Source organism: Enterococcus sp. LJL98, from assembly GCF_054871745.1.
This window is the reverse complement of sequence record NZ_JBTXLU010000005.1, coordinates 15,960-35,020: the sequence shown is the minus strand read 5'-3', so window position 1 is coordinate 35,020 and position 19,061 is coordinate 15,960. Positions and strand designations below refer to the sequence as shown.

Annotated in this window: 18 protein-coding genes; 2 read left to right on the top strand and 16 right to left on the bottom strand. The window is 41.3% G+C overall.

Annotated features, from left to right (window positions below; translation table 11 throughout):
- Positions 1-15: 15 nt before the first annotated feature.
- From nadE to groES, 5 genes are all read right to left on the bottom strand, one after another.
- Complete coding sequence (gene nadE / locus ACYSNO_RS05490; RefSeq protein ID WP_461730076.1) at positions 16-840, bottom strand: ammonia-dependent NAD(+) synthetase; 825 nt, start codon at positions 838-840, stop codon at positions 16-18.
- Positions 841-851: 11 nt separating this feature from the next.
- Entirely contained in the window at positions 852-2,318 is a 1,467-nt protein-coding gene (locus ACYSNO_RS05485) for a nicotinate phosphoribosyltransferase (RefSeq protein ID WP_461730075.1), read from the bottom strand.
- A 189-nt stretch (positions 2,319-2,507) separates the two neighbouring features.
- Positions 2,508-4,007 (bottom strand): helix-turn-helix domain-containing protein, encoded by a 1,500-nt coding sequence (locus ACYSNO_RS05480; RefSeq protein WP_461730074.1) that lies wholly within the window; start codon positions 4,005-4,007, stop codon positions 2,508-2,510.
- 200 nt (positions 4,008-4,207) lie between these two features.
- A complete protein-coding gene (groL, locus tag ACYSNO_RS05475; protein WP_461730073.1) occupies positions 4,208-5,833 on the bottom strand; it encodes a chaperonin GroEL in 1,626 nt (541 codons plus the stop codon).
- A gap of 27 nt (positions 5,834-5,860) precedes the next feature.
- Entirely contained in the window at positions 5,861-6,145 is a 285-nt protein-coding gene (gene groES, locus ACYSNO_RS05470) for a co-chaperone GroES (protein ID WP_461730072.1), read from the bottom strand.
- A 211-nt stretch (positions 6,146-6,356) separates the two neighbouring features.
- On the opposite strand from groES, the gene ACYSNO_RS05465 reads away from it, so the two are divergent.
- Complete coding sequence (locus ACYSNO_RS05465; RefSeq protein ID WP_461730071.1) at positions 6,357-7,001, top strand: lysostaphin resistance A-like protein; 645 nt, start codon at positions 6,357-6,359, stop codon at positions 6,999-7,001.
- A 103-nt stretch (positions 7,002-7,104) separates the two neighbouring features.
- Positions 7,105-8,898: a glycerophosphodiester phosphodiesterase family protein gene (locus ACYSNO_RS05460; RefSeq protein WP_461730070.1), complete on the top strand. Its 1,794-nt coding sequence runs from the start codon at positions 7,105-7,107 to the stop codon at positions 8,896-8,898.
- A 208-nt stretch (positions 8,899-9,106) separates the two neighbouring features.
- Here the strand turns inward: ACYSNO_RS05460 and dagF are convergent, their stop codons facing one another.
- The 11 genes from dagF to ACYSNO_RS05405 all read right to left on the bottom strand — a co-directional run bounded on the left by dagF (position 9,107) and on the right by ACYSNO_RS05405 (position 19,056).
- A complete protein-coding gene (gene dagF / locus ACYSNO_RS05455; protein WP_461730069.1) occupies positions 9,107-9,847 on the bottom strand; it encodes a 2-dehydro-3-deoxy-phosphogluconate aldolase in 741 nt (246 codons plus the stop codon).
- A gap of 20 nt (positions 9,848-9,867) precedes the next feature.
- Entirely contained in the window at positions 9,868-10,962 is a 1,095-nt protein-coding gene (locus ACYSNO_RS05450) for a DgaE family pyridoxal phosphate-dependent ammonia lyase (RefSeq protein ID WP_461730068.1), read from the bottom strand.
- Entirely contained in the window at positions 10,946-12,055 is a 1,110-nt protein-coding gene (locus ACYSNO_RS05445; RefSeq protein WP_461730067.1) for an amidohydrolase/deacetylase family metallohydrolase, read from the bottom strand. Before ACYSNO_RS05445 ends, ACYSNO_RS05450 begins: the two co-directional genes overlap by 17 nt.
- A gap of 31 nt (positions 12,056-12,086) precedes the next feature.
- Positions 12,087-13,085, bottom strand: coding sequence for a sugar kinase (locus ACYSNO_RS05440; protein WP_461730066.1), 999 nt, complete (start codon positions 13,083-13,085; stop codon positions 12,087-12,089).
- A 10-nt stretch (positions 13,086-13,095) separates the two neighbouring features.
- Positions 13,096-14,184, bottom strand: coding sequence for a DUF871 domain-containing protein (locus tag ACYSNO_RS05435; RefSeq protein WP_461730065.1), 1,089 nt, complete (start codon positions 14,182-14,184; stop codon positions 13,096-13,098).
- Entirely contained in the window at positions 14,181-14,444 is a 264-nt protein-coding gene (locus tag ACYSNO_RS05430) for a hypothetical protein (RefSeq protein ID WP_461730064.1), read from the bottom strand. Before ACYSNO_RS05430 ends, ACYSNO_RS05435 begins: the two co-directional genes overlap by 4 nt.
- Before the next feature lie 88 nt (positions 14,445-14,532).
- Entirely contained in the window at positions 14,533-15,867 is a 1,335-nt protein-coding gene (locus tag ACYSNO_RS05425; RefSeq protein ID WP_461730063.1) for a PTS sugar transporter subunit IIC, read from the bottom strand.
- Between the two features lie 205 nt (positions 15,868-16,072).
- On the bottom strand, positions 16,073-16,777 hold the full coding sequence (locus tag ACYSNO_RS05420; RefSeq protein ID WP_461730062.1) for a GntR family transcriptional regulator: 705 nt from the start codon (positions 16,775-16,777) through the stop codon (positions 16,073-16,075).
- A 203-nt stretch (positions 16,778-16,980) separates the two neighbouring features.
- A complete protein-coding gene (locus ACYSNO_RS05415) occupies positions 16,981-17,400 on the bottom strand; it encodes a PTS sugar transporter subunit IIA (RefSeq protein WP_461730061.1) in 420 nt (139 codons plus the stop codon).
- Between the two features lie 35 nt (positions 17,401-17,435).
- Positions 17,436-18,272: a PTS system mannose/fructose/sorbose family transporter subunit IID gene (locus ACYSNO_RS05410; protein ID WP_461730060.1), complete on the bottom strand. Its 837-nt coding sequence runs from the start codon at positions 18,270-18,272 to the stop codon at positions 17,436-17,438.
- On the bottom strand, positions 18,265-19,056 hold the full coding sequence (locus ACYSNO_RS05405) for a PTS mannose/fructose/sorbose/N-acetylgalactosamine transporter subunit IIC (protein WP_461730059.1): 792 nt from the start codon (positions 19,054-19,056) through the stop codon (positions 18,265-18,267). Before ACYSNO_RS05405 ends, ACYSNO_RS05410 begins: the two co-directional genes overlap by 8 nt.
- Positions 19,057-19,061 lie beyond the last annotated feature (5 nt).

Below are 19,061 nucleotides of genomic sequence, written 5' to 3'. Positions count from 1 at the left end.
GTTGTTTACAGCACCTTATTTCCAGAAATCATCGTTCATCGAAATCGGTAAATGACGTTTATGTTCGCCTTTTTTCCACCAATTTTCAATCGTCGTCTGTGCTTGTGCTGCAACTGTTTTTCCTTCTAAATAATCATCAATATCTGCATAAGTCACACCTAATGCTGTTTCGTCAGGTAACATTGGACGGTCTTCTTCGAGGTCAGCAACCGGTGTCTTTAAGTACAAAGCTTCAGGTGCATCGAGTGCTGCCAATAAGGCTTGCCCTTGACGCTTGTTTAAAGAAGCAATCGGAACGAGATCCGCTGCGCCGTCGCCATATTTTGTGAAGAAGCCCGTTAAATTTTCAGCCGCATGATCGGTACCTAAAACCGCTCCTTGAAAAGCGCCGGCTAATGCATATTGGGTCACCATTCGTTGACGGGCCTTGATGTTCCCTTTATTATAATCAGAAACATCGACCCCGATTTTCGTGAGTTCAGCGACTTGAGCATCCACCGCTGGCTGAATATCCACGACAATTTGGCTGTCGCTATTAACAAAGTCCATCGCGAGTAAAGCGTCTTCCTCATCATTTTGTTTCCCATAAGGCAGCCGGACACCGATAAAATAATAATCGGAATCATTGGTTTCTTGGCGCATTTCTTCCATCGCCATTTGTGCCAAACGGCCGACCAGTGTAGAGTCTTGGCCCCCACTAATCCCTAATACAAAAGTTTTAATAAAGGGATGCGCGTGTAAATATTCCTTCATAAAATCAATCCGACGACGAATTTCTACCTCAGGGTCAATCTTTGCTTGCACGCCTAATTTCTCGATAATTTCTTGTTGTAAACTCATGAAGTTCACTCCTATTCATGCATTTCTCGTACTTCTTTACGTACCTTGTCAAAAATTTTCATTTTGTGATTCCAACATTCCGTTGATAAATCAACCGGGTATGGTTGTGGATTTAAATCACGTTTGTACTCGTCCCATAAGGCATCAAGACAGTCATGGCAGTAAGCCTTAATCTCACCTAGCGAAGGCAGTTCATAAACACGCTTTCCTGCTTGATAAATTTCTTGTAAAACTGGACGCGCGTCAAACTCCGTCACGGTCTTACTAATATACGTATGCACGGGGTGGAACATGAAGATGCTGTCTTCTTTTCTCGGGTCTTCATTCCATAAAGTCACGTAGTCCCCTTCTGACTTGCCATCTTTTTTCCGCGTAATGCGCCATACTTGTTTTTTACCAGGTGTCGAAACTTTTTCTGCGTTACTGGATAACTTAATCGTATCAATCATTTCACCTTGTTCATCTTCAATCGCCACCAATTTATAGACAGCGCCAAGTGCAGGTTGATCGTAGGCCGTGATTAACTTGGTCCCAACACCCCAAACATCGATTTTGGCTTTTTGCATTTTTAAACTTAAAATCGTACTCTCATCCAAATCATTCGAAGCGTAAATTTTAGCTTCCGTAAAACCAGCTTCATCCAATTGTTCGCGAACTTTTTTAGAAATATAAGCCATGTCGCCACTATCAATTCGCACGCCTAAGAAATTGATTTTATCGCCAAATTCTTTTGCCACGCGAATGGCTGTCGGGACACCTAGCTTTAAGGTGTCATAAGTATCCACTAAAAAGACGCAATCTCGGTGCGTTTGCGCGTATGCTTTAAAGGCTTCATAATCATTCCCATACGATTGAACGAGCGAATGTGCATGCGTCCCACTCACCGGGATACCGAAGATTTTTCCAGCGCGAACGTTGCTCGTTGCACCGGCACCTCCAATAAAGGCTGCACGAGTCCCCCAAATCGCGGCATCCATTTCTTGCGCACGACGAGAGCCAAACTCAAGCAAAGGATCGTTCCCAATCACTGACTTAATCCGCGCCGCCTTGGTAGCAATTAAGGTTTGAAAATTCACGATGTTCAATAAGGCTGTTTCAATTAACTGCGCTTGTGCTAACGGCCCTTCAACTTGAATAATCGGTTCATTCGCAAAAACCAATTCGCCTTCTTTAGCCGAACGGATGCTACAAGCAAATTTGAAATTCCTTAAATAGGTTAAAAATTCCTCTGGGTATTCTCCTAAATCGCGTAAATAATCTAAGTCACTTTCAGTAAAAGTTAAGTTTTCCAAGTAATGCACCAAACGCTCCAGACCTGCAAAAATCGCGTACCCATTTTTAAAGGGCATTTCGCGGAAATAACATTCAAAAACGGCATGCGTCTCTGCTCGTCCCAGCGCCCAGTAAGTGTACATCATATTTATTTGATACAAGTCAGTATGTAGCGTGAGGCTATCATCTGTATATAATTTATCCATGGTGAAATAACTCCTCTTCTGAATTTACCCCTCTATTATAACAAAGAATCCGAAAAAGAGGCGAACGAGCGACGAATTCCTCAAAAAAACTTTTTTCCCCGTCAAAAAAACCTCCCCTCGAAAAGCAAAAAGAACATTTTCAAGGAAAAGCGAAAAGGAAATCGATTGGTTGCGAGAAACAACATGCATTTACTCTTCACCAAACAATTGTTGGTTGTAAGCCAAAATCTTTTGATCGGCAATGTTTTGGAAGATTTGATCCAACTCAGAAAAACGCCGATAAGGATTGGCCAAATTCAAATAATAGGTCGGTATTTCTTCCGCAATCTGATGGGAAAGTCTGGGCGGCGGAAAGGCGGTCGTCGTATGTAGCAAAACGTCTGCTTCCTCGTAGGTACCAAAAACGAGTTTGTATTTATAAAGGAACATTTCACGACACATATTCGCAATCAATTCGCCTTGTGAAGGAAAATCGTCATCTTCAAGATAGACCACAATTGGCAACTCGTAATGGGAGAAATAATGGTAGCGGCCATACAAGACGACATACTTGCGAATTAAAAAATACAGAGGACCTAGCATGTACTCAGGCGCGCTTTTTCGTAACGTCAAGACGTATTGAATCATTCGACGGTTGAGTATCGGGTATGGCGTCGCAATGTTTTTTTTATGCATGGCACCACACCAGTAGCGATAAAAATATTTTTCAAAATGAATGCTATACAAATAGGCTCGAATCCCTTCAGATTCTTGTCCTAACGCAAACGTTTGACAAAACGAAGCCTGTGCCTGACTGACTAGGCACGTCATGTTTGACGGCTCCTGTTCAAACGACAAAAGCCAAGCTTCTCCTCTAGGCGTCTGATAGAATGCTTCTCTTGATAAAAGAGCCATCACAAAATAAAGCGCATGAACGGTTGGTACTTCAGGAACTCGTGCGCCTTCATTCGGAATCAGACGCAACATTGCTTGCTCAAGGGATGCTTCCAAGCGTAAAGGTGTAATTTTAAAATCTCCTTGATTGCGTAAGCGGGAAATCATGATTCCATACTCTAACTTCAACTGACGAAACAGTCCTTCGTTTGTCGCCGTTTCTTTTAATCCTAAATATGCTTCCACTTTACTCGTGACAAATGCCTCATCAATGGTGGCAAAAGGCCAACTCCCCTCACGATAAAGGTCGTGCAAAACTTCATATGCCAGCTTACGAATTTGCGCTTCATCCCCCTTTAAAAGAAAAACCCCTTTTCGAAACTGAATATTCAAGTGGTATTCCAAAAACAGATGTTTGAGTGAACGCATCCTACGTTTAAAAGTTGCTGCACTAATGTATTTTTTTTGGATAAAGGGCTCTCTTTGAATTTTTTCGCCTAAGAGCAAGGCCATCCCCAATTCAATACTAAGGGACGAATGAATAAAGTGATTGCGTAAGCGATAATACTGCTGCATGTTTTGAGCGTAAAACTGGACCCCTTCTTCCGTCACTGATAACCCCATCCCCACCTCGTCTAAAGCTACGATTTCCTCTACAATAATTGCCAAGTATTTATAGACACTCGCTATCGATAATTCTGATTTATCGCAAAGCTCCTTCATTGAAACAAAAGATTCGCTTCTCGCTAAAAAAGACAAAATCACCAACGTTTTCACCGCTTCTGATTCATAGAGTTTTAATAAACGTTTATTCATGTTTTTCCCTCCTACCATCATTTCCTACCAGTCCTCCCTACTATTTTAGCAACCATTCCATCCGAAAAACGACAAAAAAAAGTCTCGCGACGCGCAAGACTTTTTATTTGAAAGGTTGTGTCCACCTCCACACCAAAAAACCACATGAGAAAAAATCCTCATGTGGTTTTGTTTATATCAACAGCCCTTTAAATCCTAAATTACATCATTCCGCCCATCATAGATGGATCCATTGGCGGCATTGCTGGCGCTGCTGGTTCTGGTTTTGATGCCACGACTGCTTCGGTTGTTAATAATAAAGCAGAGATTGATGCTGCATTTTGTAAAGCAGAACGGGTTACTTTCGTTGGGTCAACAATTCCAGCTTCAAGCATGTTTACCCACTCTCCCGTTGCTGCGTTAAAACCTGTACCTAGTTCTGCACGTTTTAATTGATCAACGATAACGGAGCCTTCGTAGCCTGCGTTTTCAGCGATTTGACGAACCGGTTCTTCTAAAGCGCGTAAAACGATTTTCACACCCGTTGCGACATCGCCTTCTGCTTCAATCGCAGCGACTTTATCAAGGACGTTGACAAGGGCCGTTCCTCCACCAGAAACCATGCCTTCTTCAACCGCCGCACGTGTTGCGTTTAATGCGTCTTCGATACGTAATTTCAATTCTTTTAATTCTGTTTCAGTTGGCGCGCCGACTTTAATCACTGCGACACCGCCTGCTAATTTCGCTAAGCGTTCTTGTAATTTTTCACGGTCAAACTCAGAAGTAGTTTCACCAATTTGGTTTTTAATTAATAACACACGAGCAGCAATCGCATCGGCAGATCCTGCACCTTCAACGATGGTTGTGTTGTCTTTGTCTACGACTACTTTGCTTGCTTGACCCAACATATCAATCGTTGCATCTTTTAATTCTAAGCCTAAATCTTCAGTAATCACAGTCGCTCCTGTTAAAATAGCGATATCTTCTAACATCGCTTTGCGACGATCCCCAAAGCCAGGTGCTTTCACTGCAACAACGTTAAATGTTCCACGAATTTTGTTTAGAACTAAGGTTGGCAATGCTTCTCCATCAACGTCGTCTGCAATAATTAATAGTGGTTTGGAAGCTTGTAAGATTTGCTCTAATAAGGGTAAAATATCTTGAATGTTCGAGATTTTTTTATCCGTAATTAAAATGTAAGGTGCTTCTAGTTCGGCTTCCATTTTATCATTGTTAGTTACCATGTATTGTGATAAGTAACCACGGTCAAATTGCATTCCTTCAACTACGTCTAATTCCGTTTCGATTCCTTTTGATTCTTCAATCGTGATGACACCGTCGTTTCCAACTTTTTCCATCGCGTCTGCAATGTATTGGCCGACTTGTTCACTACCAGAAGAGACTGCACCAACTTGAGCGATTGCATCTTTTGAATCAACTTTTGCTGAAATCGCGTGTAATTCTTCCACAGCTGCTTGCGTTGCTAACTCGATTCCACGACGAACACCTAATGGATTCGCACCTGCTGTGACGTTTTTCATTCCTTCGCGAACGATGGCTTGGGTTAAAACAGTTGCAGTCGTCGTACCGTCACCCGCGATATCGTTGGTTTTTGATGCGACTTCAGAAACAAGTTTTGCTCCCATGTTTTCAAAATGATCTTCTAATTCAATTTCTTTGGCAATGGTTACTCCATCATTTGTAATTAATGGTGAGCCAAATGATTTTTCTAAAACAACGTTCCGACCTTTCGGGCCTAATGTTACTTTCACTGTATCTGCTAATTGATCGACACCACGTAGCATTGCGCTTCGAGCGTCTTCTGCAAATTTAATTTCTTTTGCCATTCTTTCTTCACCTCATCAAGTATTTTTTTATTCAACGACTGCAATCAAGTCTTTTACAGCAAAAATCATGTATTCTTTGCCTTCAAATTTCACTTCTGAGCCGGCATATTTTTCAAATAGAACAGTTTCCCCAACTTTTACAGGAACAGGTGCCAAATCGCCACTATCTAACAGGCGACCTTCACCAACTGCTACGACCGTACCAGTTTGAGGTTTTTCTTTTGCGGCTGAAGCTAACACAAATCCGCTAACTGTTTGTTCTTCTGCTTGCGTCACTTCAATTAGGACGCGATCACCTAATGGTTTTAACACGATAAATCCCTCCGATGTTTTCTTTGTTTTTACATTAGCACTCGATAGAGTTAAGTGCTAATCACATCTTTTATCTTACTCATTTTTCATGCATTTTGCAAGCCTTTTGATGCATTCTTCTCACAAAAGTCAAAATTGGTTAAAAAAAATCACATTGGTGTCCTCCGATTTTTTTGGTATACTTTTACTATCGAATTTATTGGAGGTTGCTATGACTTATAAAAAATACACCAGCTTGACCTTACTCATCTATTTACTTGCTTTTTTCTTACCCGCCTTTGGTTGGACGCTTGACATTCAAATGGTTCTGATTATCGTTACTTATTTACTTGGAGCCGGCGCGTTAATTTTTCTTTATCAAAAACAAACGGTCCTTCTTTCTTTTGAAGAAGACAAAATGTCAAAAGGCCGGATTGCAGCACTTGGTTTTGTTGGGATTTTCTTAGCGATTTTATTACAAAATATTGCCATCAATATCGAGATGTTTTTCGGCGGTCAAATGGACTCGGCAAACACCGATGGCATCATCAATCTCGTACTAAAGAATCCTTTAATGATGCTTGCCGTAATGGTCGGCGGACCAATTATGGAAGAGTTTGTTTTCCGCCGCGCCATTTTGGGAGCGGTGACTCGCAAGACAAATGTTTGGCTTGGGGTGATTGTCAGTTCGCTTTTATTTGCTTTGATGCACCAAGACGGCCATCTTTTGCTTTATAGTGCGCTCGGAGCCTTCTTCAGTCTCCAATATGTCATCACTGGTAGCATTTGGACGTCCATTATTACACACGTAGGGATGAACTCGCTCGTCGTAATTGCGAATCTTCTAGTTGAAATCTTCGATATCCCTATGCCTTAAACGGTTTCCTGAGAACGTGTCTCAAGCATTTTCTCAGGTTTTTTTCTATCTTTTTAGCTAGCAATTACTCTGATTATACAAATAAACGAAAAAGGATTGTGCTATGAAAACAAACATTCATCGGACACTTGATTTGATTTTAAACAACTTTCAGCGATTAATCGTCTTACAAATTATCAATCAACTAATTGGTATTTTCTTCATTTACCCCATCACGAGTAAAATTTTAACGATCGCTTATCAATACCAAGGAAAGATCACGCTAAGCAAAGTCCAAGGCTTTGAATTTAGCTTAGAAAACGTCCTTTTATTTTCCGTGGTCTTTTTAATCTTAGGTTTCTATTCCATTTTTTTACTTTCAAGCTCACTCGTCATCGCCAACGACTTCATTCAAAATAAGAAACCGACACTCAGCAAACAGCTTCAGACGTTTTTTCAAGTAATCAGGCACCATTCTAAAAAAGAACTTTTGAAAACTTCTTTCGCCGTTGCCGTCGTCATTCCCATGTCCTTACTGGCACTCTTGCACTCAGCAATCATTCCTTTGCATATTCCTGAATTTGTCCTAGATGCCTTTCGTTATTCAAAATATTTCAATCTCGCTGCAATCGCCTTTTTTTTCTTCATTAATCTGTATGCTCTTTTTTTACTTTTTGTTTTGTATGATGTTTTCCTCCAAAACAAAACCTTTGAAGCGGCTCATCGAACGAACTTTCGATTTTTAAAAGAAAAGGCACGTACAATTCGTACAAAATTACTTGGGATTTTCCTCACAGCCAGCCTTTTATTTGCCATTTACTTTGTCAGCACTTTCGCACTCGGTTTTGTGCTCAAACAATTCCTCTCGCCCGTTGCGAGCAAGTTGGTTTTCAACCAAGTGCATAGTACGCTCTTGTTTTTATTTTCAGCCATGCTCGCGATCGTTAGTCTCTCACTCGTCACTTTGTTGATTGTGGAAACAAAAAGAACCGACCTCAGTCTTGGTGAACCAAAGGCAAGCTTAGGGCGCCAATTGTTTAAGGTCGGTCAGTATTTGCTTCTATTAAGTTTGATTTTAAGTGGATTATTTGCAATGAATCAAAAAGTTCAATTGGAAACCAATGACATCGAAATTGTGGGCCATCGCGTGGGTATCTTAGACTTGCCAGAAAATTCACTCTTGGCGCTAGAAGAAGCCATACGACAATCGTATGACATGGTAGAAATTGACGTCCAACAATTAAAAGATGAAGAAATCTTAGTCGTCCATGATACCAATTTCAAACGGCTGGCTGGATCCAACTTAAAAGTCGTCGATGCAAGTTATGAAGAAGTGCTTCCACTCGATCCCCTTTATACGCATCCACAATTAGACTTACCTGCACAACAATTTGCGACACTGGATGCATTCGCCCAAGTTGCCAAAAACCAAATCGACCTAATGATTGAAGTCAAAACCAATCCGCAAGACAATGATTTCTTGGCTGGTATTTTGGCTATCATCGAAAAATATCAACTTTTTGACCAAATTCAACTTGCTTCCATGGATAAAGGCTTACTAAAAGAAATCAAAACCTTGAACCCGGCCATTGAAACGACCTATATTGCGACTGCCTTGGTTGGCGATCGCCTATCAGATGACTACATCGATCACTATAGTCTGCAACTTGATTTATTAACCAACCGCGTGATTCAAAGAATTCGGGAACAAGAGAAAAAATTGTATGTATGGACACCGAATACTTCAAAGACCATCACTACTGCCCTTGATCTAGACGTTGACGGCATTGTGACGGATCGTCCGGAGCTCGTGAAATTTCACATTCAAAATCCAAATTACCGCCGAATCAATGAACTTTGGAATGCCTTTTTCTTTCGTGATGAAGCAACCATGGAATATCCTGCGTTTACGGAATAGGCAAGTAAGGAGGTGTGACAAAAGTCGTTTTACTCTGAGAAACTGGAGGGAAATTCAAACAATTGGCTTTTTCAGTTGCTCGAATTTCATGAAGTTTCCGAAAGAACCGCCTTTTGTTGCCCATTCATCCGCCAAACGTTCATAAAACACCAAGGGATTGTGACTTTTTTGGTCACAATCCCTTTTTCTTGAATTCATATGCAAATCCCTAGCCCAACACCTTCACCATCAGCGCTAGCAATTGCTTAACGTCTTCTGGGCGTGTGTCGCCTGTTTCTGGATCGATAATCGAACTATAAACGTGTGGTATGATTTTTTTCACACCTGCATCGACAGCGATTTGAACAATTTCTTCAAAATTAGCTAAATCAATCCCGCCAGTCGGTTCTAAATAAAAATCGTTGCGCGCGCAAGCTTTGGCAACTTCCACGTACTCGTCTTTATGCGCGAGTCCTTTCATTGGGAAGTATTTCACCGAACTTGCCCCCATGTCTTTTAATAAGGCAATGGCGGTATCGATCGGGACTTCTGCGGCAGCAGCTTCTGAGCTTAAAGGACCCGTAGCGATGTTCACGTAACCGACTTTGCCAGTCGGAGAAATTAAGGCATTGACCACCGTTTCCTTTTGTCCAAGCAAGGCACGAGAAATGGGGGCGCCGGTGAAGACTTGGTTGACGTGTTGCGGTTGTAATACTGCTGAAATTCGTGAAACCATTTCACTTTGGTTGGGGTCTCCTGCACCGAGACCAACGGATAAGGCGTTGTTAGTTGCTGCTTGGTATTTTTTCATGTCTTCAATCGCCGCTTCATCGGTTGCATAAGCTTTTGACAACACACCTAAAATCACGTGTCCCTCCGCTGCTTCATAGCAGGCTTGTGCATTTTCCACGGAGTTTGCTAAGACGTTTAAACAAATACGATTGGCTAAATAGTTGGGTGTTAATGACATCTTTTTTTCCTTCTTTCTCATTATCCTAAAATTTCTTGCAGACGTTGCACGATTTTTTCCATTTCTGCTTGATTAACCGATCGAATATCAAATTCAATGATCCCTTGATTGGCTTGGTACTCACGGGTGTAGATTGCCGGGCTTTTGGTTTTTAATTCCGCAATCACTTGTGTGGCCGTCTTGTCACCAGTGACTTTGATGCTTGCCCGATAAATGGCACGACCGGCACTGTCTCGCACGACTTCCGCTTGTATATGAGGGACCGTATTTAAAGCCGTAATAAAAGGTACCAAACGCGCTTTCATCGCTTCGCCCGCTTCACTGCCATTTTTGACATAATCCTCCACTGCTTGTGCAAAACCTAAAATATTGTCCTTGCCAATCTTCATGGCGCGCCCAATGCCTTTTCCTTGTAAACGGACCCAAGCGATGGCTGCTTTCTTTCCAAGAACGAGACCGGCACTTGGTCCTTCGATGGCCTTTGCGCCAGAATAAATGACCAGGTCCGCGCCAGCTTGATAGTACCGCAACAAATCTTCTTCTGCTGCCGCGTCGACAATGAGTGGCAAGTCATGTTTTTTAGCGACCGTAGCCATTTCTTCTACCGTTAGCATGCTTTTTTGAACGGTGTGATGGCTCTTGATGTAGAGTAACCCAGCCGTTTCTGGTGTAATCATTCTTTCCACGTGTTCCGGCGTGCATCCATTGGCGTACCCCGCTTCAACCACGACACCGCCTCCTTGTTCCACCATGACCTCGACGGGTGTGCCGTAATCGACATTATGCCCTTTAGGTAAAATGATTTCGCGTCTCGTTATTTTTGGGGTGTAAGGATGATAGACGTGGTACAAGTCTCCTTGACCGATGACACCAGCGACAGACAGCGCAATTCCTGCCGAAGCCGAAGAAACGACTTGGGCATCTTCTGCTTGCAGTAACTCGCCTAGATACGCCCCAATCTTGACGCCCAAATCTTCCATTTCAAAGAAGTGTTCCCCACCAAAACGCTGGGCGGCTAAAACCGATTCAGAAACTTTTGACACACCTAAAATCGTCATGCGCCCCGAAGCATTAACGACTTCTTTTAATCCAAATTTCTCATAACTCGTTTGCATAAACTTTGCCTCCAATGATTGTTTTCACGGGTCGAATTTGTACAGAAGTTGTTCGTTTTTGTCCATTCGAATCCGTTAAGACTTTTTCCCCATCGATGAATTCAAAGACGGTCATATCTGCGTCATACCCGACAGCCAATTGCCCTTTGCCATTCAAATGAAAGGCTTTCGCTGGGGCACTCGTTACCTTTTCAATAATTTCTTCCCAGGTATAACCAACTACATGTAATTTTTCCATCGTCGTCGCTAAGTTATAAACGGGTCCATTTTCACGATTGCGGATATAAATATCGGTACTAATCGTTTGCGCCTTAATATTTGATTTCAAGGCGGTTTCTGCCACATGAAAATTAAAACTATCCGTGCCATGCCCGATATCAAAAATGAGGCCTTTTTTATAAGCTCGAATCGCAATCGGTTTGATCCAGCCGGCCCTTTGATCCAAAATCCCATTGGGCTTGCCATTAAAGCAGTGTGTTAATACATCACCAGCTTCTAGCCGAGCGAGTACTTCTTCCAAGGTCGGTGGAGCAGAACCAATGTGTACCATTAACGGCAGGTTGTCGTTTTCTTTTTGGATTTTCTTGGCTAAATCTAGCGGCGTCACTCCATTGTCTCCGACCACCGTTTTACTCATCCGCGCCTTTATCCCCACAATGAAATCCGGCAAGTCTTTGATTGCTTGCTGAATCAGCTGTTCTTGGATTTTCGTTAAGTCTGCCAACTCGTCTTGTTCGACAATGCCCCACTTCGAAATATTGAGTAAGGCGTAGACGTTTGTTTTTGACTTTTGCGCGAGCGCATAAAAACGTTGAATGTTTTCTGCACCCGTCGTTCCCGCGTCAATGACGGTCGTCACGCCTTGCGTCACACCGATTGCATCCGGGTAATCATAATATAAATCCATTTCCTCGTAACAATGAACATGGTCATCAATCCAACCAGCTGAAAGGAACTTGCCCGTAATATCAATCACTTCACGGCCCTTGGCATCAATCACTGGTGCTACTTCCACGATTTTCCCGTTTACAAAAGCCAACTCACAAGGTGCTCCCGAAATGAAACGTCCGCCTTTGAGTACTTTCTCCTTCATATGAACATTCTCCTCTTTCAAAAAAATGGCATCAACGCACCAAATCGGTGGTTGGATGGTTGAGTAATTGTTCGACTTGTCGCCGATTGGTTAAAGGGGTATCGCCTTGAATCGTATGCGCCAGACGCGCATTTGCCAGTGAAAACGCCACGGTTTTTTCAATTGGCCAATTTTCTGCAAATCCAAGGAGAACTCCTGCCGCGTAGCCATCACCGGCTCCGATACGATCTAAAATCTCCAAAGGGTAAGGAGCCGTTTCAGTCGCCGAGGTTTGCGTCACAAGATAGCCACTTAACTGTTTTTGATGGCCGACTTGGCTCCGTGTCGTTCCGGCAAACCACTCAATATCATAGTGTTTCAAAAAGGCTTGGATCAAGGCAATTTCCGATTCTTCCCCTTGCTTCCACCCCAACAATTCTGTTAAATCACGTAGGCTACCGAAGACAAGCGTACAATAAGGTAAAATCTGTTCATATTGCGCTCGCATTTCTTCTTTTTTTCCAAGCTCTTGATTGAGACTTGGACGGAAATTAAAATCAAAACATACCTTTTTTCCCGCTTCGTGAGCCTTTTTTGCTAGCGTAAGTGCTGTTTCGACCGTCTGTTTCGTTAAACTTAAATTAATGCCGCAAATGTGAATCACGTCCATTTCTGTGACAAAAGCAGACAAGTCGTAGCTTTCTTTTGCCGTTAAGCAAAAGGAACTGTTTAATCGATTTTGATAGGTAACTTCAGTTGGACGTGGCCCGTAGCCCATTTCTGCAAAATAGGAACCGAGATGCTGCCCCTCTTGAAGAGTATAAGTCGTTTGAATGCCAAAACTTCTAAGCTTTGCCATAGCGGCATCTCCCAGACGGTTTTCCGGTAAAGCCGTCAACAAGAAACTGTCGATTTCAAAATGCGCCAAGTTCCCTAGGATATTCACTCCTGTACCGGTATACATCAAACGTACGGTATCCGTTTGTTCTAAAGTTAAATATTCTGGTGGGTTCATTCGTAACATCACTTCACCATACGCACCAATTTTCATGAGACTCCTCCTATTTTTCTACGAAACGATATTTTGTCCACGGTTCAATAAATGGTAATAAAATCAACTCTTCCGGTACGATGTGTCCGACCTTATTTTTTCGTGAATCGCGATGTGGTTCAAGCACAATTTGTAATTCATTTTTATATTTTCCAAAACCATCATTCCCAATCACCACATCGCCTCTTTGAAATTCAATAGCGGAATCATGCGCGGGATTGACTTCCTCTTTATATTTTTTCCGAACTTCTGTCGAACGAGCCACTTGGGCGGTAATATCGCCTCGACGAAAATGCAGCTCGTCAAGTACAATCGCCTTCTCCACTGGATTGACCCCTGGAACAAAATCAATTGTTAAGGCGGTTTGATAACGGTTGATTCCACCAAGCGCTTTCAATTCTGCCTCTGAAGCGTAGGCATTTCCGATGATTACGTCATCTATCAAGCCGGTCGCAAACAAATGTTTCCCGGCAACCGCTACCGGTAAATGTCGGTGCATTTCTAAAGTTGGCAAGCCATCATTAATATCCCAAGGTCCAATCTTACCAACTTGAGAATTGACGAAGGCGGCCGTACGTAAGCCTTGTTTTTTGAAACGAATGCTACATTTTTCAAAAAAATCATAGGGCAAAGCCGTCCCTTCTTGCGGATAAAAATTATGGCAACCGTATAAGAAAGGCTTGTTGGCTTGATAGGACAAAATGTTATCCAAATAAGCCACATCGTTACTCATGTTCAACTCAATGGCTAAGTGAAAATCATTGTAAGTCAGCATCGCCTCTTTATTGCCATCAAACCCAACATCCAAACGAATTCCATCGGCCCCCACTTCATGGAAAAAAGTCAAATCGCCATAGGAAATATTTAATTGCTCAAAAACAGCGGGTGCGACGTCTAAAATCGTTTCAAACCCTAAATCCTTGGCAAAGGAAATTAAGTCCTTGAACTTCTTCTTTACCACTTCTGCTCCTTCTGCTACCTCTAACATACTCATGAAAATTCGACTAAAACCATATTTTTTTGCTAATTCAAGATAGCTTCGATCCTCTTGTGGATCACTATGATCTGGATAGACAGACACACCTAACGCTCTTTTCATTTTCGCACTCTCCGTTCGATTTTTTCGATTTTATTTCGATACTTAAAAGCAATTGCTGTGGAACAACTAACCGTCACACTCATAACGAGTACGTCACCAAAAGGGAGCCATCTTCCTAAGAGAATCGTAAGAAAAATGAAACCCAGAGTCAATAGAAAAACAAAACGTAACTTCATTTGTTCTAACACATCAGGTAATCCCCTTTTCTCTAAGTATATATGACTAATAAATAAAAAGATGATAGCACTGACTAATTGCATGTTGTTCCCTCCTGTTTCCTTTCATTGAAAAAAGGAAGGGTGGTGACCTAAACTTTCCTAGGCCACCAGCACAACTTCCCTTTTTGTTTTAAGCAGTGACTTGCTTGAGTTGCTCAGCAGCTTGTTCTTCAAGTGCCCGTTCTTCCGCTTCTCTAGTTAATTGTTGTTTTTCAAAAACCTTGAAGAATGGATAATAAATCGCTAGTGTCAATGCAAAGTTAAAGACAACTAAAACCCCTGCACCGACACTCCAATTTGTACTCATCCAAGCTGCAATTGGAGCAGGCATGGCAAAAGGCAAACGAGCAACCATCATTGGAATTAGACCACTCACCGTCAATACATAAGAAATCGTAGTGGTGATTAAAGGCGCAACAATAAAGGGAATCCCTAAGACTGGGTTCATGACAATCGGTGCTCCAAAAATCATCGGTTCATTAATATTAAACAAACCTGGTAAAAACGATAGGCGACCCAAGCTCTTTAAATACTGAGACTTCGAAAACATAAATAAAACGACCAGTGCAAGCGTAGTCCCGGCACCACCAATCCAAACAAACCATTGTAAAAATTGTTCGGTAAAGATATTCGGCATTTCGTGTGCGCTGACTCCAGCATTAAAGGCGTCAATGTTTTCTGCAATGGAAATATCCCAAAACGGACGAATCACAGGACCCATAATTGCTGGACCATGAATCCCAAGCACCCAAAAGAAACAAATTAAGAAGACGGTTAATAAGCCACCGAATAAGCTGTTTCCTGCTAGTACTCCTTTTAATGGCATTAATAATTGACTCAAGAAACCGTTCAGATCAAAACCAATCATGTGACGCAAGACCCAGAAGAAAACTAAAATGACTGCTCCTGGAATTAGAGCGACAAAAGAGTTGGTTACTTCAGGTGGAACACCATCGGGCATTTTGATCGTAATTTCTTTTTCTAAAAAGAAACGATAAATTTCCACTGAAACAATCGCCGTTACAATCGCACCGAAGAGTGAACCAGAACCCAGATTAGCGATATTAATGTAGCGACCTGCTCCAATTACTTCCTCCACATTTTCAAAGACTCGAAGCGGTGGCGCAGCAACAATCAAGAAAGACATCAAGGACAAAATCCCCGCAGTCAGCGCATCTAGCTTATAACTCTTGGCTAAAGCCGAAGCGATTCCAAAAGTCGCATATAAGGCTAAAATCCCGACAGTGTAACGAAATGGAATATCTAAAATTTCACGATACGGCTCAATCAATGCAGCAATAGAATCGACAGGAATGTTTAGCAATATGGTAAAAAATGAACCAACAATTGTTAACGGCATCGTCGCAATAATTCCCTTTCGAATCGCAGTCATATGTCGCTGTGTCCCGATTCGATTGGCAACCGGCATAATTTTTTGTTCAATCAACCCAACAAACTTCTCCATTTTTTATTTCCTCCTCGTTTTTTAATTATAACATTATAATGTTTACACCCAAGATATTAGCACACTCTTTTTTATTTGTAAACGGTTAACTGTAAAAGCACATCTTCTTTTTCTATTGAACCGCCTGAAAGAAAAATGAGATAGAAAAAAAGACGTTTAAAAAATGCCAGAAACAGCACGTTTTAAACGTCTAAGGACAATTCATCTAAACCTCATAATCAATCCGATACGGATGTAAATTTGTATTGTATATCGCTTCAGAATATTCAACCATCTGGCCTTCCGCCGTTGTGGAGCGACGAATACGCTTCGTACCGATTACTTCCTCCGTTTGTAAAATCGCTTGCTCTCGAGTGGTGAGTCGTACACCCAAGAAATCATCTGAAAAAGAGTCAATCGTATAATCTTTTTGCATTAGCAAGCGATACAAGGATTCTTTCGCAAAAGTTTCCACCTGAAAGTCAAACATCGCTGGCGGTAAATAGTGCACAAAATAAATATAAGGTTGCTCATCCAAATAATACAAGCGTTCGAAACGAACAACTTGTTCGCCGAATAAATCAAATAAGAGTTCCCCTTTTTTCACCTCTAATTTTTGCAAATCAAGCACTTCTTTACGCACTTCATGTTGCGAATTTTGTAAAATTTGCGTAAAACTCTCCGCCTTCGACAAGCGATTATACGGGCGGTTGCTCAAAACCGTCGTGCCTCGACCACTTTTCTTTTCAACATATTCATCCGCTGCTAAGAGCTCAATCGCCTTGCGAACGGTAATCTTGCTTACACCAAACATTTCTTCCAGTTCATTTTCCGTCGGTAGCATGGAACCGACTGGATATTTCCCGGTAAAAATATCTTTTTTGATTTGTTCGGCCACTTCTAGGTAAAGTAAAACACGTACTTTTTTCATCGCTTGATCCTTTCTGACATTCTTCTTGCTTTAAGAATAGCATAGATAAGGGAAAAAAACTGCTGCAAGTTGGGGGGGAGTGAAAGGATTCTATTAAATAGATTACTAATGTTTCTCTGTAATTGGTTAAATACTGCGTTCAAAAAAGAACATCCACTATTCCATAGAATAATAGATGTTCTTTTCATTAAGGAATGAAGCAATCACTCGTCGTCATCGTCAACTTCTTGCGTTTCAAGAAAGTCATTCACATAAACAAGTTGATTTTTCGCTTCTTCAATTGCAAGACGAATCGTATCTTTGGATAACTCTCCATCTCCCATACCTAAAACGATAGTAATCAAGACTGGGAGATTGGCACCTGTAATTAATTCGATGTTGTAATCTTTCATTTTCTTCACAAATTCCTGGTTTACGGAACCACCGAGCAAATCGGTAAAAACGATAATTTGTTCATTCTTATCAAATTTATCCAGTTCAGCTAAAATTTGATTTTCAACGGAAACATTATCAATATACGCACTAATATCAATTACTTCTACGGTATTCGGTACAATATACTCTAATGTATCCTTCATACCTTTAGCTAAATAATGATGTGTCGCAATAATTATTTTCTTCATTTCAATTCTCCCTTAATAAGCTTTAATCATTATTTCTATGCTACTCCAAGTACGCCAAAGAATGCACCAATCAGCGAAAGAATAATGATTGAAAAAATGATTTTTAAGAAGCCCCATTTTTTCTTTTCCATTAACCAATATACGAGTACGGTTAACAATACTGGTAATAAAGAAGGTAAGATTTTATTAAATACTTCTTCTTGCAAACCTAGAGTAACATCACCAAAACGAAACTCTAAAGGAGTATAAACCTTTACAACGGTTGCGATTAAACTTCCGACCACTGTCAACCCCATCACAGAAGCCGCTTCTGTGATGGCAGATAATTTATCTGCCATATCCGTAATCAAACGTGTGCCGGACTCAAAACCTAAATCAAATAGTTTCAAACGCATCCAAACTAAACCTAAGTTTAAAATCATCCAAATAATTGCACCAATGGGATTGCCATCTAATGCCATATAGCCACTAATTGATCCCATAATCGTTGGATATAAAACCCAAAGTAAAGAGTCCCCGATACCTGATAACGGTCCCATTAGAGAGGTTTTAATAGAGCGCACAGCCTCCAACGATTCTGTTCCTTCTTTTTCTTGCATCGCTAAATCTGCACCGATTACTAGCGGACCCATGTACGGCGTAATATTAAAATACTCATACTCTACTTTCATCGCTTCTACGTAATCATCATCATTCGGATAAATTTTACGAAGAGAACGAGCCATTGACCAGGCATAACCTGTCCCTTGTAACGTCCCATAGTTGACATTGTTACTACCTATAAAGGACCAGCGCCACGCTGCATTTCTACGTTCTTTTTTTGATAATTTATTCGTCACAGAGTTCACTGATTGGCTATCGATATTACTCATCAAAGTCATCTCCCATCTCGATTTCTGAATTTTGATCGGTTACAGCAGTTACTTTTGTAGTTGCTAATTTATTGTATGTATAAATAGCGAGTGCAAAACCAATAATGGATATTGCTAAAATTGGCATTGCTGAGTAGGCAGCCATCACAAAGCCGACTAATAAAGCCCAAATGTAACGACCTGTTGGCATATAACGCATGAGCATCGCCACACCGACTACTGGAAGCATTCCACCAGCCACGTTTAATCCAGCCGTAACCCAATCTGGAATAAACTCAATAATTGATTGAACCGCTGCTGGTCCGAATGCGACTAAAATAATCATCGGGATAAAAGCTTGCATCGCAACTAAAAAAATACTTAAAAAATTCACTGTTTGCATTTTTTTAAATTCTCTTTGTTCTAAATATTTCTTTGATTTTTCAGTAATCAATGAATTTAATGTTCGAGTCAATACATCTAAATTAATCGCTAATATCCCTACTGGTAAGCCGATCGCAACCGATGCACCAACGTCTAAACCAGTACGTGCGTTTAAATAAATTGCGACAACAGTAGCTAACGCGTAGTCTGGAACCGATGATCCTCCAAGTGCTGCGACACCTAAACTCATCAATTGGAATGTCCCGGCAATCGCTAAAGCTGTAGGAAGGTCTCCCATAATAAGTCCAGCAAACAATCCCACTGTCACCGGCCAGTGGTTCATTACCGTAATTCCTCGATTATCAATTAAAGCATACATTGGTAATAATATAATTAAGATATTTTGTAAAAATTCTGGCATTTTTC